Source organism: Pseudomonas aegrilactucae (assembly GCF_019168305.1).
Taxonomy (GTDB): Bacteria; Pseudomonadota; Gammaproteobacteria; order Pseudomonadales; family Pseudomonadaceae; genus Aquipseudomonas; species Aquipseudomonas aegrilactucae.
Genome location: NZ_JAHTBI010000011.1, coordinates 76948 through 97008, shown reverse-complemented (window position 1 = coordinate 97008; position 20061 = coordinate 76948). Strand labels below are relative to the sequence as shown.

The 20061-nt window shown below is 65.2% G+C and carries 17 protein-coding genes; 12 read left to right on the top strand and 5 right to left on the bottom strand.

Annotation, left to right across the window (positions count from 1 at the left end; translation table 11 throughout):
- The first annotated feature begins 48 nt into the window (after positions 1–48).
- Together thiC and cytX are read left to right on the top strand one after the other, a co-directional pair.
- Positions 49–1929, top strand: coding sequence for a phosphomethylpyrimidine synthase ThiC (thiC, locus tag KUO17_RS05160; RefSeq protein WP_217974062.1), 1881 nt, complete (start codon positions 49–51; stop codon positions 1927–1929).
- Between the two features lie 150 nt (positions 1930–2079).
- On the top strand, positions 2080–3363 hold the full coding sequence (cytX, locus tag KUO17_RS05155; RefSeq protein ID WP_217974061.1) for a putative hydroxymethylpyrimidine transporter CytX: 1284 nt from the start codon (positions 2080–2082) through the stop codon (positions 3361–3363).
- On the opposite strand, the gene KUO17_RS05150 is transcribed toward cytX, so the two are convergent.
- Complete coding sequence (locus KUO17_RS05150; protein ID WP_217974060.1) at positions 3332–4078, bottom strand: RsiV family protein; 747 nt, start codon at positions 4076–4078, stop codon at positions 3332–3334. The genes cytX and KUO17_RS05150 overlap by 32 nt on opposite strands.
- A 181-nt stretch (positions 4079–4259) precedes the next feature.
- Here KUO17_RS05150 and KUO17_RS05145 point away from each other — a divergent pair, with 181 nt between their 5' ends.
- The 9 genes from KUO17_RS05145 to KUO17_RS05105 all read left to right on the top strand — a co-directional run bounded on the left by KUO17_RS05145 (position 4260) and on the right by KUO17_RS05105 (position 13548).
- Complete coding sequence (locus KUO17_RS05145; protein WP_217974059.1) at positions 4260–4877, top strand: NUDIX domain-containing protein; 618 nt, start codon at positions 4260–4262, stop codon at positions 4875–4877.
- A complete protein-coding gene (locus KUO17_RS05140; RefSeq protein ID WP_217974057.1) occupies positions 4868–5320 on the top strand; it encodes a DUF1249 domain-containing protein in 453 nt (150 codons plus the stop codon). The genes KUO17_RS05145 and KUO17_RS05140 overlap by 10 nt, the downstream gene beginning before the upstream one ends.
- 98 nt (positions 5321–5418) lie before the next feature.
- A complete protein-coding gene (cpdA, locus tag KUO17_RS05135) occupies positions 5419–6234 on the top strand; it encodes a 3',5'-cyclic-AMP phosphodiesterase (protein ID WP_217974056.1) in 816 nt (271 codons plus the stop codon).
- A gap of 111 nt (positions 6235–6345) precedes the next feature.
- Positions 6346–6954 carry a YqiA/YcfP family alpha/beta fold hydrolase gene (locus KUO17_RS05130; RefSeq protein WP_217974054.1) on the top strand — a complete coding sequence of 203 codons (609 nt, stop codon included), beginning with the start codon at positions 6346–6348 and terminating at the stop codon, positions 6952–6954.
- A 36-nt stretch (positions 6955–6990) separates the two neighbouring features.
- Positions 6991–8895 (top strand): DNA topoisomerase IV subunit B, encoded by a 1905-nt coding sequence (gene parE, locus KUO17_RS05125; RefSeq protein WP_217974052.1) that lies wholly within the window; start codon positions 6991–6993, stop codon positions 8893–8895.
- Positions 8892–9878 carry an esterase-like activity of phytase family protein gene (locus KUO17_RS05120; RefSeq protein ID WP_255263418.1) on the top strand — a complete coding sequence of 329 codons (987 nt, stop codon included), beginning with the start codon at positions 8892–8894 and terminating at the stop codon, positions 9876–9878. Before parE ends, KUO17_RS05120 begins: the two co-directional genes overlap by 4 nt.
- Entirely contained in the window at positions 9875–10393 is a 519-nt protein-coding gene (locus tag KUO17_RS05115; protein WP_217974050.1) for a retropepsin-like aspartic protease family protein, read from the top strand. Before KUO17_RS05120 ends, KUO17_RS05115 begins: the two co-directional genes overlap by 4 nt.
- Positions 10394–10403: 10 nt before the next feature.
- On the top strand, positions 10404–12668 hold the full coding sequence (gene parC, locus KUO17_RS05110; protein ID WP_217974049.1) for a DNA topoisomerase IV subunit A: 2265 nt from the start codon (positions 10404–10406) through the stop codon (positions 12666–12668).
- A 172-nt stretch (positions 12669–12840) separates the two neighbouring features.
- Entirely contained in the window at positions 12841–13548 is a 708-nt protein-coding gene (locus KUO17_RS05105) for a PqiC family protein (RefSeq protein ID WP_217974048.1), read from the top strand.
- A 167-nt stretch (positions 13549–13715) separates the two neighbouring features.
- On the opposite strand, the gene KUO17_RS05100 is transcribed toward KUO17_RS05105, so the two are convergent.
- Positions 13716–15215, bottom strand: coding sequence for a histidine kinase (locus KUO17_RS05100; RefSeq protein WP_217974047.1), 1500 nt, complete (start codon positions 15213–15215; stop codon positions 13716–13718).
- A 135-nt stretch (positions 15216–15350) separates the two neighbouring features.
- Between KUO17_RS05100 and serB the strand changes: the two genes are divergently transcribed.
- Complete coding sequence (gene serB / locus KUO17_RS05095) at positions 15351–16565, top strand: phosphoserine phosphatase SerB (protein ID WP_217974046.1); 1215 nt, start codon at positions 15351–15353, stop codon at positions 16563–16565.
- A 165-nt stretch (positions 16566–16730) separates the two neighbouring features.
- On the opposite strand, the gene asd is transcribed toward serB, so the two are convergent.
- From asd to KUO17_RS05080, 3 genes are read right to left on the bottom strand one after another with little or no spacing between them, the layout of a single operon-like run.
- Positions 16731–17597: an archaetidylserine decarboxylase gene (gene asd / locus KUO17_RS05090; protein WP_217974045.1), complete on the bottom strand. Its 867-nt coding sequence runs from the start codon at positions 17595–17597 to the stop codon at positions 16731–16733.
- 9 nt (positions 17598–17606) lie between these two features.
- The gene (locus KUO17_RS05085; RefSeq protein WP_217974044.1) at positions 17607–18416 is read right to left on the bottom strand and encodes a rhodanese-like domain-containing protein; all 810 of its coding nucleotides are present in this window, start codon (positions 18414–18416) and stop codon (positions 17607–17609) included.
- Between the two features lie 46 nt (positions 18417–18462).
- Positions 18463–20001 carry an HDOD domain-containing protein gene (locus KUO17_RS05080; protein ID WP_217974043.1) on the bottom strand — a complete coding sequence of 513 codons (1539 nt, stop codon included), beginning with the start codon at positions 19999–20001 and terminating at the stop codon, positions 18463–18465.
- Positions 20002–20061 lie beyond the last annotated feature (60 nt).

Sequence of the window (20061 nt, the reverse complement as noted above, 5' to 3'; positions counted from 1 at the left end):
GTGCCTTTCAGGTTCACTCCGACTGCCAACCCGTCTGGAGAGCCTGTGATGAGCCAAAAACAAAAATACCCCGCCCACCTGAGCGAATCGGCCAAGGTCGACGAGCAGTCCGTGCAGCCGTTTACCCGTTCGCGCAAGATCTATGTCCAAGGCTCGCGCCCGGACATCCAGGTGCCGATGCGCGAAATCAGCCTGGACGACACCCCCACCGATTTCGGCGGCGAGCTCAATGCGCCGGTGCTGGTCTACGACACCTCCGGCCCCTACACCGACCCGACCGTGCAGATCGATGTGCGCAAGGGCCTGGGCGATGTGCGTTCGGCCTGGATCGACGCACGCGGCGATACCGAGCGCCTGGGCGGCCTGTCGTCCAACTTCGGCAAGATGCGCCTGAACGATGTCGAACTCACCAAGCTGCGCTTTGCCCATGTGCGCAACCCGCGCCGGGCAAGGGCCGGGGCCAACGTCAGCCAGATGCACTACGCACGCCAGGGCATCATCACCGCCGAGATGGAATACGTGGCCATCCGCGAGAACATGAAGCTGCAGGAGGCCCGCGCCGCCGGCCTGCTCGACCAGCAGCATGCCGGGCACAGCTTTGGCGCCAGCATCCCGAAAGAGATCACCGCCGAGTTCGTGCGTGAAGAAATCGCCCGTGGCCGCGCGATCATCCCGGCCAACATCAACCACGTGGAGCTGGAGCCGATGATCATCGGCCGCAACTTCCTGGTGAAGATCAACGGCAACATCGGCAACAGTGCGCTGGGCTCGTCCATCGAAGAGGAAGTGGCCAAGCTGACCTGGGGCATTCGCTGGGGGTCGGACACGGTGATGGACCTGTCCACCGGCAAGCACATCCATGAAACCCGCGAGTGGATCATCCGCAACTCGCCGGTGCCGATCGGTACCGTGCCGATCTACCAGGCACTGGAGAAGGTCAACGGCGTGGCCGAGGACCTGACCTGGGAGCTGTTCCGCGACACCCTGATCGAACAGGCCGAGCAGGGTGTGGACTACTTCACCATCCATGCCGGCGTGCTGCTGCGCTATGTGCCGCTGACCGCCAAGCGCGTCACCGGCATCGTCAGCCGCGGCGGCTCGATCATGGCCAAGTGGTGCCTGGCGCACCACAAGGAGAACTTCCTCTACACCCACTTCGACGAAATCTGCGAAATCATGAAGGCCTACGACGTCAGCTTCTCGCTGGGCGATGGCCTGCGCCCGGGCTCGATTGCCGACGCCAACGACGCGGCGCAGTTCGGTGAGCTGGAAACCCTCGGCGAGCTGACCAAGATTGCCTGGAAGCATGACGTGCAGTGCATGATCGAAGGCCCGGGCCACGTGCCGATGCAGTTGATCAAGGAGAACATGGACAAGCAGCTGGAGTGCTGCGACGAGGCGCCGTTCTACACCCTGGGCCCGCTGACCACCGACATTGCGCCGGGTTACGACCACATCACCTCGGGCATCGGTGCGGCGATGATCGGCTGGTTCGGTTGCGCGATGCTGTGCTACGTGACGCCCAAGGAGCACCTGGGCCTGCCGAACAAGGATGACGTCAAGACCGGCATCATCACCTACAAGATCGCCGCGCATGCGGCAGACCTGGCCAAGGGGCACCCGGGCGCGCAGATTCGCGACAATGCGTTGAGCAAGGCGCGTTTCGAGTTCCGTTGGGAAGACCAGTTCAACCTGGGCCTGGACCCCGACACTGCGCGGGCCTACCACGACGAGACGCTGCCCAAGGATTCGGCCAAGGTCGCGCACTTCTGTTCGATGTGCGGGCCCAAGTTCTGCTCGATGAAGATTACCCAGGAAGTGCGTGAATACGCCGCCAACCAGCCGGTCGAGGCGGCGGTGCAAGAGGGCATGCGCGAGCAGGCCGAGCGGTTCCGCCAGGAAGGCAGCCAGTTGTACCAGAAGGTCTGAGGCCCGTTACCGGCGGTGTGCTGCGCACACCGCTTCGCTGGCAAGCCAGCTCCCACAGGGTTTTGTGAGCGCCGCGAAACCCTGTGGGAGCTGGCTTGCCAGCGAAAGGGCCCAACAGATCACCCATTCTTTTCCTGCCGAGTCCTCATCGTGAGCACACCCAGCCACTATTCCCCCGATTCCCCCATCCCCGACAGCCAGCGCGTGTTCGGCGCGCGGGACCTGTGCTCCCTGTGGTTCTCCCTGGGCATCGGCCTGATGGTCTTGCAGACCGGCGCCCTGCTTGGCCCCGGCCTGGGCCTGTCCGGCGCCTTGCTGGCGATCACGCTGGGCACGCTGGTCGGTGTGCTGCTGCTGGCCGCGGCCGGCGTGATCGGCAGCGACACCGGCCTCTCGGCCATGGGCACCCTGCGCCTGAGCCTGGGCCGCCATGGCGTGGCCCTGCCGGCGATTCTCAACCTGCTGCAACTGATCGGCTGGGGCGCGTTCGAAATCATCGTCATGCGGGACGCCGCCAGCCTGCTCGGTGCACGCGCCTTCGGGGCCGACAGCGCCTGGGTCAGCCCATTGCTGTGGGCCTTGTGCTTCGGCGCCCTGGCCACCGCACTGGCAGTCGCCGGGCCGCTGACGTTCGTGCGCCGCATCCTGCGCCAATGGGGGATCTGGCTGCTGCTGGGCGCGTGCCTGTGGCTGACCTGGAACCTGTTTGCCAAGGCCGACCTGGGCGCACTCTGGGCGCGTGCGGGGGATGGCTCGATGTCGCTGGGGGTGGGCTTTGATATCGCCATCGCCATGCCGCTGTCGTGGCTGGCGCTGATCGCCGACTATTCGCGCTTCGGCAAACGTTCATCGCAGGTATTCGTCGGCACTGCGCTGGGCTATTTCATCGGCAACCTGTGGATGATGAGCCTGGGGGTTGCCTACATCCTGGCGTTCGCCAGCGACGGCGAGGCCAATACCCTGCTGCTGGCGCTGGCGGGTGCGGGGTTTGGCATCCCTCTGTTGCTGGTACTGCTCGACGAGTCGGAAAAGGCCTTTGCCGACATCCATTCGGCCGCCGTCTCCAGCAGCCTGCTGCTGCGCCTGAAGGTCGAGCACCTGGCGCTGGCGATCGGCGCGGTGTGCACCCTGATCGCCTGCTTCGCGCCGTTGGGCCAGTATGAAAACTTCCTGCTGCTGATCGGCTCGGTGTTCGCGCCGCTGTTCGGCGTGGTGCTGAGCGATCACTACGTGCTGCGCCGTCGGCGCCTGCCGGGTGTGATCGACGGCCTGCACTACGGTGCGTTGCTGGCCTGGGCCTGCGGCGTGGCCACCTATCACCTGCTGGCGAGCTATGCGGCCGACTTCGGCGCGACCCTGCCAGCCTTGTTGCTGGCAGGTGCGCTGCACCTGCTGCTGGGGTTCAACCGCGGCCGGGAAACAGCTCGGGCCTGATCACGCCATTCAGGCGCGGGTAGGGGATCTTCAGCTCGATGTGACCCATGGAGTACGGGGCGATGGCCGTGACTTCATACTTCACGATCACCGCGCCGTAGGTCAGGGCGATGTGCGGCGACTTCTGGAACGGCCAGTTCTTCACGAAGTCGGCGTCCTTGTCCATGCCGGTGCTGATCAGCCAGCCCTTGTGGGCCTCTTCGACGGTCTTCCAGAACGTTGCTTGCTGGCCCGGCACCAGCATGTCCTGCAGGCCAAGCACCTTGTCCTGCTGGCGTGAATAGTTGATGAAGCCGCGGCCCGGCTCGCCATGCGCGCCGCCGCTGTCCAGGTAGCTGGACAGCTCGATGATCACCAAGCCGTCATGCTGCTCGCGTACCTTGGCTTGCAGATAGCTGCTGTTGCGGTGCTGCGCCGAGCGCAGGTAGCTGTCCTCGTAGGACTTGAGCGAGGCGGGCAGCGGTGCGCCTTCGCCGTCGCTGGTCAGCTTGAGCAGGCTGCGCTCGACGATCGCATCCAGCTTGGGCAGTGCCGGGAAGTGCACGGTGTCGATGTTCACCAGCGGGCAGTCTTGCGCGGTGCAGCCGGGCTTGATGTGCTCCCAGGCCTCGCGCTTGACCTCCAGCGGGGCCCGGAAGTTGGGCTGGAACAGGCTTTGGCAGGCGCCCAGGGCCAGGGCCAGGGCGGCTACGCCGGCTAATTTCGCAAGCGACATGATGATCCTTGTAGTGCAACGGTAATCGGGGTTGGACCGTCGGCAACGCCTTCGGTTCGCCACTAAGCTGATAACACCGGCTGTGCCTATCCTCGCAGGCTGCGGGTTTGGTTGAAAGGGGTGAAACCGCGCAGCGTGCAGGTTAGGATGGCGCGAAGTGGCAACAGGTAACGAGGTCTTCATGACAGACACGCTTAAAGCCGCGCCGAGCGACATCCAGATCGTACGGCGCGAGAACTGCTTCAAGGGCTTCTACCAGCTCGACCGGGTGCACCTGCGCCACGAGTTGTTCGCCGGCGGCCTGGGGCGCGAAATCAGTCGTGAGCTGTTCGTGCGCCACGATGCGGTGTGCGTGCTGCCCTACGACCCGCAGCGCGACGAAGTGGTGCTGATCGAGCAGTTTCGTGTGGGGGCCATGGGCAAGGTCGCCAACCCGTGGCTGATCGAGCTGGTCGCTGGTCTGATCGACAAGGATGAACAGCCTGAAGAAGTTGCGCACCGCGAGGCGCAGGAGGAAGCTGGGCTGGTATTCAGTGCGCTGTGGCCGATGACGAAGTATTTTCCGTCCCCTGGCGGCAGCGATGAATTCGTGCACTTGTATCTGGGTCGTTGCCAAAGCGCCGGGGCGGGCGGTCTGCACGGGCTGGAAGAAGAGGGCGAGGATATTCGCGTGAAGGCCTGGGCGTTCGAGGATGCGCTGCAGGCCGTGCGCGATGGGCACATTGCCAACGCGGCGAGCATCATTGCCTTGCAATGGCTGGCATTGAACCGCGATGAAGTCAGGGGGCTATGGTCGTGAATCTGTTGCGCGAGCGCTACCGGGTCGATCTGGTCGGGTTGCAGGCAGCCTGCGAGGCCAACTATGCGCGCCTGATGCGCCTGTTGCCGGACATGCGCACGGCCCAGAGCTCGCGCCGCATCGGCATGACCCAGGGTGACCAGATGCTCGGTGTGCTGGTGCTCGATGTGGTGCTGGCGTGCCCGTATACCACCACCTTGCGCGTGCGCCAGGAGCACAGCCTGCCGTGGCTGCCGGTGCCGCAGCTGGAGGTGCAGGTGTACCACGATGCGCGCATGGCCGAAGTGGTCAGCGCCGAGCACGCACGGCGGTTTCGCAGCATTTACCCGTACCCGAACGCCGCCATGCACCAGCCCGACGAAAAGGCCCAGCTCAATCTGTTTCTGGGCGAATGGCTGAGTCATTGCCTGGCCTGTGGCCATGAGCTTGCCGAGGTTCGCTGACGCCGTTCGCTGAAAATGTGACGTGTGTCCTTGGCGCGGGTTTGCTCCAGTGATTCTTCCCCACCATAATCGTGCTGAATCCGCCCAAGGAGACGGCCTTGCCGCACTCGACCCTTCCCTCACGTGACGCCTCGGTGCTGCTGGTGCAGCTGTCCGACAGCCATCTGTTCGCCGAGGCCGACGCCACGCTGCTGGGCATGAATACGCGCGACAGCCTGCGTCGGGTGGTGGAGCGGGTGCTGGAGGAGCAGCCGGTGGTCGACCTGGTACTGGCCACGGGTGATCTGTCGCAGGACGGCAGCGTCGAGTCGTACCGGTGGTTCAGCGCGCTGAGCGGGCAGATTGGTGCGCCGACGCGCTGGCTGGCCGGCAATCACGACGAGCCGCTGCCGATGGAGCAGGCGGCCGCAGGCAGCGATGTGCTCGATCCGGTGGTGGATATCGGCCACTGGCGAGTGATCATGCTCAATTCCGCGGTGCCGGGTTCGGTGCCGGGCCTGTTGGCCGAAGACCAGTTGCAGTTGCTGGCGCGTGCGTTGCGCGAGGCGCCCGAGCGTCATCACCTGATCTGCTTCCATCACCAGCCGGTGTCGATCGAATGCGCCTGGATGGCGCCGATCGGGTTGCGCAACGCCGATGCGCTGTTCGACCTGCTGCAAGGTTATCCACAGGTGCGCGCACTGCTGTGGGGGCACATCCATCAGGAGTGGGACCAGCTGCGCGACGGTGTGCGCCTGCTGGCCTCGCCGTCCACCTGCATCCAGTTCGAGCCCGGCAGCGACGACTTCAAGGTGGGCGACCAGGCGCCGGGTTACCGCTGGCTGCGCCTGCACGAGGATGGCCGGCTCGATACCGGTGTCTCGCGGGTTAGCGACTTTGCCTTTAGCGTCGATTACGGCAGCGAGGGTTACTGAGCCTTAATTGTTGCCAAACGCCTAAAACTGCTCCTTTGGCCTGCGAACAGGCTAAACTGCGCATCTTTTGTGCCCGCTGCGACGGGCGTTGCATGGGCATCGGGGGCGGTCATGTCGGGTTCGATTCTGTATATCCACGGGTTCAACAGCGCACCCACATCCATGAAGGCCCAACAGCTTATCGGCGTGATGCAGCAGGCGGGGCTGGCCGACAGCCTGCGCGTGCCTGCGCTGCACAATCACCCGCGCCAGGCCATCGCCCAGCTCGAAAGCGCCATTGCCGAGCTGGGTTCGCCATTGCTGGTCGGCAGCTCGCTCGGCGGCTACTATGCCACCCACCTGGCCGAGCGCCATGGCCTCAAGGCCTTGCTGGTCAACCCGGCGGTCAACCCGCACCAGTTGTTCGACGGTTACCTGGGCGCGCAGCAGAACTTCTACACCGGCGAAACCTGGGAACTGACCCTGGACCACGTGCAGGCCCTGGCTGAGCTCGAAGTGCCCGCGCCGGCCGATGCCGAGCGCTTCCAGGTGTGGCTGCAGACCGGCGACGAAACCCTGGACTACCGTCGCGCCGAGCGCTTCTACCGGGCCTGTGCCTTGCGTATCCAGGCCGGGGGCGATCACAGTTTCCAGGGTTTTGCCCACTGCCTGCCGGCCTTGCTGAGTTTCGCCGGGGTGTCGCCGCAGGCGTACCAGGCACTCGATTTTTCTGTATGTTGACTCATCATTTTCACCTACGACTGACGACGAGAACCCATGGCCAATCCCAGCGCTAGCGCCTATAACGCAGACGCCATCGAAGTCCTCTCCGGCCTTGACCCGGTGCGCAAGCGCCCGGGCATGTACACCGACACCAGCCGGCCCAACCACCTGGCCCAGGAAGTCATCGACAACAGCGTCGACGAAGCCCTGGCCGGCCACGCGCGTTCGGTGCAGGTCATCCTGCATGCCGACCACTCCCTTGAAGTGTCCGACGATGGTCGCGGCATGCCGGTGGACATCCACCCCGAAGAGGGCGTTTCGGGCGTCGAGCTGATCCTCACCAAGCTGCACGCCGGCGGCAAGTTCTCCAACAAGAACTACCAGTTCTCCGGTGGCCTGCACGGTGTGGGCATCTCGGTGGTCAACGCCCTGTCCAACCAGGTGCGGGTACGGGTAAAGCGCGACGGCAACGAGTACCAGATGACCTTCGCCGACGGCTTCAAGGCCAGCGAGCTCGAAGTGATCGGTAGCGTCGGCAAGCGCAACACCGGTACCAGCGTGTATTTTGCGCCCGACCCCAAGTATTTCGATTCGCCCAAGTTCTCCATCAGCCGCCTCAAGCACGTGCTCAAGGCCAAGGCCGTACTGTGCCCGGGGCTGCTGGTCAGCTTCGAGGACAAGGGCACCGGCGAGAAGGTCGAGTGGCATTACGAGGACGGCCTGCGCTCGTACCTCGAAGACTCGGTGAGCGAGTACCTGCGCCTGCCCGACGCGCCGTTCTGCGGCAGCCTGGCCGGCAACAAGGAGGCCGTCGACTGGGCCCTGCTGTGGCTGCCCGAGGGCGGCGACAGCGTGCAGGAAAGCTACGTCAACCTGATCCCCACGGCCCAGGGCGGCACCCATGTCAACGGCCTGCGTCAGGGCCTGCTGGACGCCATGCGCGAGTTCTGCGAGTTCCGCAACCTGCTGCCGCGCGGGGTCAAGCTGGCACCCGAAGACGTCTGGGAGCGCATCAGTTTCGTGCTTTCGATGAAGATGCAGGAGCCGCAGTTCTCCGGCCAGACCAAGGAGCGCCTGTCGTCGCGCGAGGCGGCCGCGTTCGTTTCCGGGGTGGTCAAGGATGCCTTCAGCCTGTGGCTCAACGCTCACCCCGAAGTGGGCATGCAACTGGCGGAACTGGCCATCAACAACGCCGGCCGCCGGCTCAAGGCGAGCAAGAAGGTCGAGCGCAAGCGTGTGACCCAGGGCCCGGCGCTGCCGGGCAAGCTGGCCGACTGCGCCGGGCAGGACCCGATGCGCGCCGAACTGTTCCTGGTCGAGGGTGATTCGGCCGGTGGTTCGGCCAAGCAGGCGCGCGACAAGGAGTTCCAGGCCATCCTGCCGCTGCGCGGCAAGATCCTCAACACCTGGGAAGTCGACGGCGGCGAAGTGCTGGCCAGCCAGGAGGTGCACAACATTGCGGTGGCCATCGGGGTCGACCCGGGTGCCACCGACATGAGCCAACTGCGCTACGGCAAGATCTGCATCCTTGCCGACGCCGACTCCGACGGCCTGCACATCGCCACCTTGCTGTGCGCGCTGTTCGTGCAGCACTTCCGCCCGCTGGTGGAGGCCGGTCACGTGTACGTGGCCATGCCGCCGCTGTACCGCATCGACCTGGGCAAGGAAATCTACTACGCACTCGACGAAGCCGAGCGCGACGGCATTCTCGATCGCCTGGTGGCGGAGAAGAAGCGCGGCAAGCCGCAGGTCACCCGATTCAAGGGCCTGGGCGAGATGAACCCGCCGCAACTGCGTGAAACCACCATGGACCCGAACACCCGGCGCCTGGTGCAACTGACCCTGGAAGACCTGGAAGGTACCCGCGAAATCATGGACATGCTGCTGGCCAAGAAGCGCGCCGGCGATCGCAAGACGTGGCTGGAGTCCAAAGGCAACCTGGCCGAGGTACTGGCTTGATTGCTCGGCTCCTGACGGCGCTGTTGTCACTGCTTGCCGTGCCTGCGCTGGCCGAACCCTGGCCTGAGCTGGCGCTGCAATCGGAGCACCCGGTAGAGGGCATGCGCGGCGGCAACCTGTCGGGCCTGGCCCTGTGCAACGGGGTGCTGTGGAGCGTCTCGGACCGTGACGACGACCTGCTGTACCGGCTCGATACCTCGCAGCCGGTATGGCGCGCCGAGGGCATCCAGCTGGACGTGCCGCCAGTGCCCGAAAGCGGCCTGCCGTGGGGCCTGCGCTCGAGCAATTGGGCGATGTCCTATGTACGCGGCGGTGAGCTGGACTACGAAGGCATCACGTGCGATGCCGCCGGCAACCACTACCTGGTCAGCGAAACCAACGCTGCGGTGCTGCAGGTGCCGGTGGCGGGTGACCCCAACTGGCTGAAAATCGACCCGAGCATGGTACGCCAGGCCCGCGCCAGCGGCATGTTGCTGCATTTCAATGCGCTGATCGAAGGCATTGCGATCAACCCGGCCGGTGATCGCCTGTGGCTGGCCGCCGAGCGCGAGCGGCGCGGGCTGATTTCGATCAATCGCCGGCAGACTACCTGGCACTGCGGCGATGGCTGCGTGTTGTTGAGCGAGGCGGGCACCGAGATGCAGCCGGCACAGATGCCAAGGGCGCGCGAGCTGCCGCGCGACTTTGCCGACCTGGCGCTGTTTGGCGGCAAGCTGTTCACCCTGGAGCGCAATGCGTTTCGCATCTGCCGGCGCGATGCCGACAGTGGCAGTGTCGAGCGCTGCTGGTCGTTTGCCGCCGAGGCACTGACCGAGCCGCGACGTTATTCGCAGCCGTTCGGCCTGGCCGAGGCGCTGGTGATCGATGCCGAAGGTGCCTGGGTGGGGCTGGACAACAATGGCGGTACTCGCGCCGACGGTGAAAACCGCCCGGTAGTGTGGCGCTTCGCAGCGCCCAAGGGCGGCTGGAGTGGCAAATCATGAGCCAGCCACCGGGCAAGCGTGCCGGCCGGGTGTTGCTGGTGCTGGCCTGGGCGGCCGGGCTGTTTTTGGCCACGCGCTTTTTCGGCGAGTGGGAGCAGCGCCAGGCCAACCCCAACAGCGAAATCAGCTCGCAGCATGGCGACGGTTACGTCGAGGTGCGCTTGCTGGGCAATGGCCAGGGGCACTTTGTCGCCGATGGTCTGATCAACGGTCAGGCGGTGCATTTTCTGCTGGATACTGGCGCCACCGACGTGGCGATCCCAGAGTCCCTGGCCCGGCAGTTCAACCTGACGCGCGGTGCCCCGGTGACGCTGAGCACCGCCAATGGTCGTGCCGAGGGCTACCGTACCCGGCTCGACAGCCTGCAGCTGGGCGACATTCTTTTGCGCGACGTACGTGCCCTGGTGGTGCCGGGGCTGGACGGCGAACAGGTATTGCTGGGCATGAGTGCCCTGAAACAACTCGAATTTACCCAGCGCGGCGGCACCTTGCTGCTGCGCCAGACCCTGAAATGATGAGGCCCGCATGAGCGACTCCCTTGATCTCAGCCTCGATGGCGTAGAGCGCCGGTCACTGGCTGACTTCACCGAACAGGCCTACCTCAACTACTCCATGTACGTGATCATGGACCGTGCCCTGCCGCACATCGGCGACGGCCTGAAGCCGGTGCAGCGACGCATCGTCTACGCCATGAGCGAGCTGGGGCTGGACGCCGACTCCAAGCACAAGAAGTCGGCGCGTACCGTCGGTGACGTGCTCGGCAAGTTCCACCCGCACGGCGATTCGGCCTGCTACGAAGCCATGGTGCTGATGGCGCAGCCGTTCAGCTACCGCTACACCCTGGTCGACGGCCAGGGCAACTGGGGTGCGCCGGACGATCCGAAGTCGTTCGCGGCCATGCGCTATACCGAGGCGCGCCTGTCGCGCTATTCCGAGGTACTGCTCAGCGAGCTGGGCCAGGGTACTGCCGACTGGGGCCCGAACTTCGACGGTACCCTCGACGAACCGCTGGTGTTGCCGGCACGTTTGCCGAATATCCTGCTCAACGGCACCACCGGCATTGCCGTGGGCATGGCCACCGATGTGCCGCCGCACAACCTGCGCGAAGTGGCCACCGCCTGCGTGCGCCTGCTCGACGAGCCCAAGGCCACGGTCGAGCAACTGTGCGAGCACATCCAGGGCCCGGACTACCCCACCGAAGCGGAAATCATCACGCCGCGCGCCGACCTGCTGAAAATCTACGAGACCGGCCGTGGTTCGGTGCGCATGCGCGCCGTGTACCACATCGAGGACGGCGACATCGTGGTCACCGCGCTGCCGCATCAGGTGTCGGGCGCCAAGGTGCTGGAACAGATTGCCGCGATGATGCAGGCCAAGCCGTCCAAGGCGCCGCAAGTGGCCGACCTGCGTGACGAGTCGGACCACGAGAACCCATGCCGCATCGTGATCATCCCGGTACACAGCCGGGTCGACCACGACGCACTGATGCAGCATCTGTTTGCCAGTACCGACCTTGAGTCCAGCTACCGGGTCAACATCAACATCATCGGCCTGGACGGCAAGCCGCAGTTGAAAAACCTGCGCACGCTGCTGGTGGAGTGGCTGCAGTTTCGCGTGCAAACCGTGCGTCGGCGCCTGCAGTTCCGCCTGGACAAGGTGGAGCGTCGCCTGCACCTGTTGGACGGCTTGCTGATCGCCTACCTCAACCTGGACGAAGTGATCCACATCATCCGTACCGAGGAGCACCCGCGCGCCAGGCTGATCGAGCGTTTCGCCCTGAGCGAGATCCAGGCCGACTACATCCTCGACACGCGCCTGCGCCAGTTGGCGCGCCTGGAAGAAATGAAGCTGCGCAACGAACAGGACGAGTTGCTCAAGGAGCAGGCCAAGCTGCAGGCCTTGCTGGGCAGCGAAGCCAAGCTCAAGAAGCTGGTGCGTACCGAGCTGCTGCAAGACGCCCAAACCTATGGCGATGACCGTCGCTCGCCCATCGTCGAGCGCGCCGAAGCCCGCGCGATGACCGAGCACGACCTGCTGCCCAACGAAAAAGTCACCGTGGTACTGTCGGAGAAGGGCTGGGTGCGCTCGGCCAAGGGCCATGACATCGACGCCACGGGGCTCTCCTACAAGGCCGGGGACGGCTTCAAGACGGCGGCAGCGGGGCGCTCCAACCAGTATGCGGTGTTCATCGACTCCACCGGTCGCAGCTACTCGGTGCCCTCGCACACCTTGCCGTCGGCGCGTGGCCAGGGCGAGCCGCTGACTGGTCGTCTTACGCCGCCACCGGGTGCCACGTTCGAGTGCGTGCTGATGCCCGAAGACGATGGCCTGTACGTCATCGCCTCGGACGCCGGCTACGGCTTCGTGGTCAAGGGGGAAGACCTGCAGGCCAAGAACAAGGCCGGCAAGGCCCTGTTGAGCCTGCCCAACAACGCCAAGGTGATCCTGCCGCGCCAGGTGGGCGATCGCGAGAACGACTGGCTGGCCGCCGTGACCACCGAAGGCCGGCTGCTGGTCTTCAAGGTCAGCGACCTGCCGCAGTTGGGCAAGGGCAAGGGCAACAAGATCATCGGTATTCCCGGTGATCGGGTTGCCAGCCGTGAAGAATTTGTGACTGACCTGGCCGTGATTGCCGAGGGTTCGACCCTTGTATTGCAGGCCGGCAAGCGTACCCTGTCACTCAAGGGCGAGGACCTTGAGCACTACAAGGGCGAGCGTGGGCGCCGTGGCAACAAGCTGCCGCGTGGCTTCCAGCGGGTCGATGCGCTGTTGGTCGAAAGCCTCGGATAAGCGCTGCAGAGGCTTCGAACGGGTATTTTCCTGCCCGTTCGCGGCTGAAACACTGGAGTCGCACCGTACTTTCGCGGATGATAGGCACCCTGTGGCGCCGGCGTGGCTGTGTGCCCGATGAATTCATGAGTATCACTGCGGTTAGCCGTGTGGCCACCGCCTGGATGGGATGATGACTTTTCTGCGCCTTCCATTTGTTCTACTGCTCAGTGGCGTGCTGGGCTTGGCCGGTTGCAGCATGCACCAGCCGGTAGCGCTTTATCAGCTCGACAGTGGCGAGCCGGGGCAACCGACCCAGAGCAGCGGCATGGCCGTGGTGCTGGGGCCGGTGTCGGTGGCTGACTACCTGCAGCGCGAGACGTTGCTGCAACGCCAGCGTGATGGCAGCCTGACTGCGGCGACCGATGGTCGCTGGGCGGGTAGCCTGTCACGTGATATCGACCAATTGCTGGTGCGTCAGCTGGCCTGGCGCCTGGACAGCCAGCGCGTGGTGCTGGCCCCGGCCAGCACGGGTTTCAGCCCGGATGTGCAGGTGCTGCTGTCGATCACGCGGCTGGACTCGGGTGCCAACCAGCCGGCGATCCTGGATGCGCAGTGGCGCTTGCTTGACCGTCGTGGCCAGGTGCGCGACAACCGCATCGTGCATTTGGAGCAGGCCCATGAAGGCAGCTCGGCGGCGCAGGTGCAGGCTCAGGGGCAGTTGCTGCAGCGTCTGGCCGAGCAGTTGAGCGTGGCGTTGAAGCCGCTGGCCAACCAGCCGCCGATCGTGCAGGAGCAGCCCAAGAAGGCGGCGCCGGTGCAGGTGCGCAAGGAGCCGGAAAAACCGCGGATTCCGATGGCGACGCCGATCCGGACCGAGATGGAAGTGTTCCGGTTCTGACCGGACATAGAAAAGCCCGCAGCGATGCGGGCTTTTTTGTGGCTGACGAAAAACCGGGGTGACTTCTTCGCTGGCAAGCCAGCTCCCACAGGTACTCCAGCACCCTTAAGACCGGCGCAGTACCCTGTGGGAGCTGGCTTGCCAGCGAAGGGGCCCCAAAGCGCGCCTCAGGTCTTGATCTGGCGCTCGTGCATGCGTGCCAGCTGGCGTTCCAGCATCGACGGATACGGCTCCATCAATCGCTCCACACAGCACGCGCCTTCAGGGCTGGCAATCGGCCGGATACGCGCACGCTGGCGGATCAGCGCATCACCACTGACCTTGCGCTCCACCAGCAGCAGGTTGCGGCTGTGCTGCGACAGCGCCAGGGCGTCCTGGGCCTTGTCGGTCAGCAGCAGGTCGATCTGGCTCAGGCCGTGCAAGTCTTCGCCCAGCGCCAGGCCCAGTTGCAATTGCAAGGTAATGCCGCTGTCCGCGACCTCCACCTGCAGCGCATGGCCCAGCGCGCGCAGCAACTCGCCACAGCAGATGGCGTTGGTCAGGTAGTCCTCACCGGCGTCCGCGCTGTGGAACAGCAGCAGGGTGCTGCCATCGTTGAGCGTGTGCACTTCACTTTCATACAGCGACGCGGCCTGCTCCAGGCAGTCACGGTAGCGGTCCAGCAGTTCGGTCAGGCGGGCCCGCGGCAAACGCCGCAACTGCTCCTGCGACCCCAGTTGCACCGCCAGCACGGCGCTGGCTTGTGGCTGGCGCGGCGCGGCCGGTACTAGCGGGCGCGGCGCGGCCTCGCTGTCATCACGCAGGTCGGCAAAGGCGTCGTCATCGTCTTCGTCCAGCACGGGTCTGGCCGCAGGCTTTGCCACGACCGGCGACTGGTCGAAGCTCGGGTCGCGCAGATTGCGCACCTGGAAGGCCGGCTCCTGTTCATCCTCGTCCAGTTCGTCTTCTTCGGGCTCGATTTCCGGTTCGGGCGGCGGCGGGGCGAAGCGCGAGTGCAACTGGCGCGCCAGGTCGCCGATCTCGTCCTGGCGATCCGTGGCCGGGGTGTAGGCATCGAGGTCGCGCAGCCACACCCGCAGTTGCAGCAACGGGGTGGAGATGAAACGCCCAAGCCGCAGGCTCAGGGCCAGCGCCAGTGCCAGCAGGATGGCGGCCAGAATGCCCATGCTCTGCAGGCTGATGGTCAGCGGCTGCTGGAACTGGCTCATGTCCAGGCTGATGCGCAGTTGCCCGGCTGTCACGTCCTGAAAGGTGATCTTGGTCTGGTAAAGCCCTTCGGCTTCACCCAGCAGTCCGTTTTTCGGGCGCTGGCCAGCCTCGGCGAGGATCCGGTTGTCGACGCTGTAGATGGCCGCATGCGCCACCAGCGGGTTCTTCACCAGGTTGCCCAGCAGCACGTTGAGGCTGAGGATGTCGTTGGACACCAGCAGTTCGGTGGCCGACGTGGCGGTCTGCGTGGTCAGGCTCTGCCCCAGGGCATCGGCCTGCTGGTGCATGGCTTCCTTGAACTGCAGGCCCATGACCCCGGCATAGATGACCAGCGCCAACGCCACCAGAAACACGTTGTGGCAGGCGATCCGCAGGGCCAACGGTACACGGCGCTGGCGCAGGGCACGGAAGATCAGCAGGAAGAAGTTGTCGGTTTTAACGGGCGTGGGCCGGTTCACAGAGCGCGGCTCTTTATGTCGGAGAAGTTGCTGCGCAGTATAGCGACAGGCCATGGGCGGGCAAAGTATCGACTGCGCCCGATGGTCTGCGAATGTGGGTAGAATGCGGGTTTTGTCACTGAGTCGGAGCCTGTTTTGCGCGAAATCGTTCTGATTAACATCACCGGCGAGGACCGCCCGGGTCTTACCGCAGCCATTACCGGCGTGCTGGCCCAGGGCGGGGTCAACATCCTCGATATCGGTCAGGCGGTCATCCATGACACCCTGTCGTTCGGCATCCTGGTGGAAATCCCCAGCACCGAACAGGCGTCTGCCGTACTCAAGGACATCCTGTTCACCGGTTACAAGCTCGACCAGCAGGTGCGCTTCACCCCGGTGTCCGAGCAGGACTACCAGCAGTGGGTCGATGGCCAGGGCAAGGCCCGCCATATCGTCACCCTGCTCACGCGCAAGGTCACCGCCGAACAGTTGCAGCGGGTCAGCTCGATCACGGCCCAGTATGGCCTGAACATCGACCACATCGACCGTCTGTCGGGTCGCATCGCGCTGGACACGCCGGCCGATCAGGGCAAGGGCTGCATCGAGTTCTCGGTGCGCGGCGAGCCGGCCGATCCGCAGGCCCTGCGCGCCGAGTTCCTCAGCGTGGCGCAGGAATTGAACGTCGATATCGCCTTCCAGCAGGATTCGCTGTTCCGTCGCAACCGCCGCCTGGCGGTGTTCGACATGGACTCGACGCTGATCGAGGCCGAGGTGATCGACGAGCTGGCCAAGGCCGCTGGCGTGGGCGAGCAGGTATCGGAAATCACCGAGCGCGCGATGCGTGGCGAGCTGGATTTTCGCGCCAGCTTCAAGGAGCGCCTGGCGCTGCTCAAGGGGCTGGACGTCAACGTGCTCGACCAGATCAGTGCTTCGCTGCGCCTGACCGAGGGGGCCGAGGTGCTGTTTGCCGAACTCAAGCGCCTGGGCTACAAGACGGCCATCCTGTCCGGCGGCTTCACCTACTTTGCCAAGCAGTTGCAGGCAAAGCTGGGCATCGACTATGTGTTCGCCAACGAGCTGGAAGTGGTTGATGGCAAGGTCACCGGCGTTGCCGTGGAGCCGATCGTGGATGCCCAGCGCAAGGCCGACCTGCTCACCGAACTGGCGCGCAAGGAAGGCTTGCAGATGGAGCAGACGATTGCCGTGGGCGATGGCGCGAACGACCTGCCGATGCTGGCGATTGCCGGGTTGGGCGTGGCGTTCCGGGCCAAGCCGCTGGTCAAGCAGTCGGCCAAGCAGGCGATTTCGACCCTGGGGCTGGATGGGGTGCTGTATTTGCTCGGCTTTCGCGACCGCGACGGGCGCGACTGAACAAGGCGGGGCCGCTTTGCGGCCCATCGCGGGTCAAGCCCGCTCCCACAGGTTTGCCATAGCTCCAGAAGGCGGTGATGATCCTGTGGGAGCTGGCTTGCCAGCGAAGAGGCCCGAAAGTCGACTACAAAAAAAAGCCCGCATCGCTGCGGGCTTTTTTGTGGGTCAGGCTTGCTGTGTCGGCAACGCCAGGCACTCACCCATGCTCACCGCAGAACCTGCGCCCAGCGACTCGGCCCACTTCACCTGCTCTGGCCCGAACAGCACCACGGCGGTCGAACCCAGCTTGAAGCGGCCCAGCTCGGCGCCTTTCTCCAGATGGATCGGCGCACGCGCCGCTTCGTCGTAACGGAACGTCTTCAGCTCGCGCTTGGGCGGCGTGACCAGCCCAGCCCACACCGTCTCCACCGACGCCACGATCATCGCCCCCACCAGTACCACGGCCATCGGCCCGCGCTCGGTGTCGAACAGGCACACCACGCGCTCGTTGCGCGCAAACAGCTCGGGCACGTTCTCGGCGGTGGTCTGGTTCACCGAGAACAGGCGCCCCGGCACATAGATCATCTCGCGCAGGGTACCGGCCAGTGGCATGTGCACACGGTGGTAGTCCTTGGGCGACAGGTAGATGGTGGCGAACTCGCCGCCCATGAACGGCGCGGCATTCGTCGGGTCGCCGCCCAGCAGTTCCACGGCACTGAAGCTGTGGCCCTTGGCCTGGAAGATGCGACCATGCTCGATCGGGCCCAGTTGGCTCACCGCGCCGTCGGCCGGGCACAGGATCGCGCCAGGGGTCTGGTCCAGCGGGCGCGCGCCCGGCTTGAGCGCACGGGTGAAGAAGGCGTTGAAATGCTCGTAGGCGGTCAGGTCTTCGACCTGGGCCTGGGACATGTCGACCTGATAGCGCTTGGCGAACCAGGCGGTGAAGGCATTCTTGAACCAGCGCACGCGGCATTCGGCGACGCAGCCGGCCAGGCGCGAGAGCAGGTGGTGGGGCAGCAGGTATTGGCTGATGATGAACAAGCGGGATTTCATTGAATTTCCTTAAACGTCTACGGGCGTGTCCGGATGGTTGCCCCATTCGCCCCAGGAGCCGGCATACGCCTTGACCCGTGGGTAGCCCAGGTGCTTGGCCACCAGGTAGGTAAAGCCGGAACGGTGGTGAGTCTGGCAGTGGGTGACCACTTCCTTGTCTTTGCTGATGCCCAGCTGTGCGAGGATCTGGGGCATGTCCTGGCGGATGCGCAGGTGGTCGTTCAGGTCCATGCCGGCGGTCCACTCGAAGTTGACCGCGCCAGGGATATGCCCGCCCTTGGCCGCCAGCACTTTCTGGCCACTGTATTCCCCGGGGCTGCGCGCATCCCAGATCGCGAGGTCGGCAGCGCCGAGGCGGCTTTGCAGGTATTCGCGGGTGGCGGTGGGTTCGTCGTGCAAGGTCAGGCTGACGCTGCCGATGGCAGGCGCGGGCACCTCGGTCGACAGGTTGTCGGCCGGCCAGGCCTGCACACCGCCATTGAGGTAGTGGTAGCGCGTATGGCCGATCACATCCAGCAACCAGATGAAACGCCCGGCCCAGCCGCCGCCTTCGTCGTCATACACCACGTACACCGCGTCGGCGCTGTGGCCCAGCTCGCCGAACAGTTTTTCCAGGTCGCCCTTGGCCGGCAGCAGCCCCGGTGCCGGGGGCTGGCCCAGCTGGGTGCGCTTGGGGTCGACGAAGCGAGCTCCTGGGATGTGCCCGCTGCCATAGCGGTTGATGCTGGTCAGGTCGACCAGGATCAGCCCCGGCGCCGCCAGGCGGGCTTGCAGGTCGGTGGGTTCAATCACCAGGGGCAAGCCGGAAAAGTCAGTCATCCAGAGTCTCCAGAGCGGAACAGAGTGGGCGATTGTAGCGCATGGCTCAGGCGCTGCGGTTGCTGAAGGCGGTCAGGGCGCGCTCCACGCATTGGGCCGTCTTGGCGAACGCCTGCACGCTGATCTCGGAGAACGGCCCGCCGCCCTGGTCGGCCAGCACCAGCATGATCACCTTGCCGTTGCTCGACAGTGACCGCAGCAGCAGGTGCTCGCCACGGAACAGCACGCGCAGGTTGCCCGGCAGCAGGGCGCCGAACTGGGCGTAGTTGTCGGGGGTCAGGCGCAGTTGCGCCGACTGGCTCAGCAAGCGCTGCAACAGTTTGCTCTGGGCCACCGGTATCACCAGGCTGGCCGTCTCGGGGGGCAGGCCGCAGATCTGGTGCACCCGCAGGTGGGTGTGGCCCTTGTCGGCCATCAGCATCATCACCCGCTGCATGCCGCACGCTGCCAGGGCGTCACGGGCATAGGTGGTCAGGTGCATGGCGTTGCTGAAGGCGCTTGGTTCCACCAGCAGGTCGGCGCAGTACTTGCGCCAGGCCCCGAGCGACTCGGTGGAGGGCACGTCGGCCGGTAACAGGCGCCGATGCACGCGTTGCGTGCCGGTTGGCCAGATCAGCGACTCGGCAGGGTGATACAGGTCGGGGTCGGCATGCAGGCGCGCGCTGTGCGCGGCCTGCTGGTGGACCTGTTGCTGCACCTCGCTCAGCGGTGCCTGCAGGTACAGGCTGGTCAGGCGCTGCCAGCGCTGGCTGTGCGGGCAGTCCCAGGCGTGTTGAGCGGCCAGGGCCAGGCCGTTGGCCATCAACACTGTGTTGGCCGGCTGGTTGAGCCAGCGGCGCAGGGCCGGGTCGGCATCCAGCCGTTGCTGTTGGCGCAGCGGTTGTTCGTGCAGGCGGGCGATGTGCATCACCTTCACCAGCAGCCGGCGTTCTTCGCTGAGCACCCGGTAGCCCTGGGTGACCCAGGCCGGCAGGCGCCAGAAGTCGGCCAGGGTGCGGCACAGCGCAAGCAACGGCACGCCGAACAGCTCGCGCTCGACCCGCAGCGCCGGCTCGCCCTTGTGCACCACGCGCAGCTCCCACTCTTCGAGCAGTTTGGGGCAGGCGAGCGCCAGTGGCCACAGCGGCGAGAGAAACAGCAGGCTGCCCCAGTGGATTTCCTGCCAGAGCCTGGCCAGTTGACTGGCGAACAGGCCGCTGGCCTGCTGGCTGGCGTGCTGGCTGATCATCTGCAAGTGGCGCAAGGCCGGCGGGATCTGTGCCGGTGGCGAGGTGGGCAGGCGTTGCAACAGCTCTTCGGCACGCTTGAGGCCCAGCCGGTTGAGGGCGATTTCGAGGCTTTCGGCGGGCTCGGCCATGCTGCCATGGGTGTGTCGGTTGGCCTCGCGCATCACGCTGAGCACCAGCGCAGGGCTGTCCTGCATCAGGTCGGCGATGTCGCGCAGCGAGCGGCGGCTGTCGCCGATGGCGTTGCGCACCCGCTCGTGGCTGTCCAGCGGAACCGGCAGTTGCACGTTGTCGAGCAATCTGACCCAGGCGTCTAGCGTCTTCGGAGTTTGAGTTGGCACGTTAGTTTCACTAGGCATGCTGGACGGTGGCCGAACTGGCTTTTCACTTTGACTGGCTATAGTCTGGCGCAGAACTGC

Excerpts from the sequence above, each read along its gene's own strand:
- KUO17_RS05115 (WP_217974050.1), top strand. The coding sequence starts at position 9,875 with ATGAGCCAGCCACCGGGCAAGCGTGCCGGCCGGGTGTTGCTGGTGCTG.
- parE (WP_217974052.1), top strand. The coding sequence starts at position 6,991 with ATGGCCAATCCCAGCGCTAGCGCCTATAACGCAGACGCCATCGAAGTC.
- KUO17_RS05105 (WP_217974048.1), top strand. The coding sequence starts at position 12,841 with ATGACTTTTCTGCGCCTTCCATTTGTTCTACTGCTCAGTGGCGTGCTG.
- KUO17_RS05145 (WP_217974059.1), top strand. The coding sequence starts at position 4,260 with ATGACAGACACGCTTAAAGCCGCGCCGAGCGACATCCAGATCGTACGG.
- KUO17_RS05150 (WP_217974060.1), bottom strand. The coding sequence starts at position 4,078 with ATGTCGCTTGCGAAATTAGCCGGCGTAGCCGCCCTGGCCCTGGCCCTG.
- KUO17_RS05130 (WP_217974054.1), top strand. The coding sequence starts at position 6,346 with ATGTCGGGTTCGATTCTGTATATCCACGGGTTCAACAGCGCACCCACA.
- asd (WP_217974045.1), bottom strand. The coding sequence starts at position 17,597 with ATGAAATCCCGCTTGTTCATCATCAGCCAATACCTGCTGCCCCACCAC.
- parC (WP_217974049.1), top strand. The coding sequence starts at position 10,404 with ATGAGCGACTCCCTTGATCTCAGCCTCGATGGCGTAGAGCGCCGGTCA.
- thiC (WP_217974062.1), top strand. The coding sequence starts at position 49 with ATGAGCCAAAAACAAAAATACCCCGCCCACCTGAGCGAATCGGCCAAG.
- KUO17_RS05085 (WP_217974044.1), bottom strand. The coding sequence starts at position 18,416 with ATGACTGACTTTTCCGGCTTGCCCCTGGTGATTGAACCCACCGACCTG.
- KUO17_RS05080 (WP_217974043.1), bottom strand. The coding sequence starts at position 20,001 with ATGCCTAGTGAAACTAACGTGCCAACTCAAACTCCGAAGACGCTAGAC.
- KUO17_RS05140 (WP_217974057.1), top strand. The coding sequence starts at position 4,868 with ATGGTCGTGAATCTGTTGCGCGAGCGCTACCGGGTCGATCTGGTCGGG.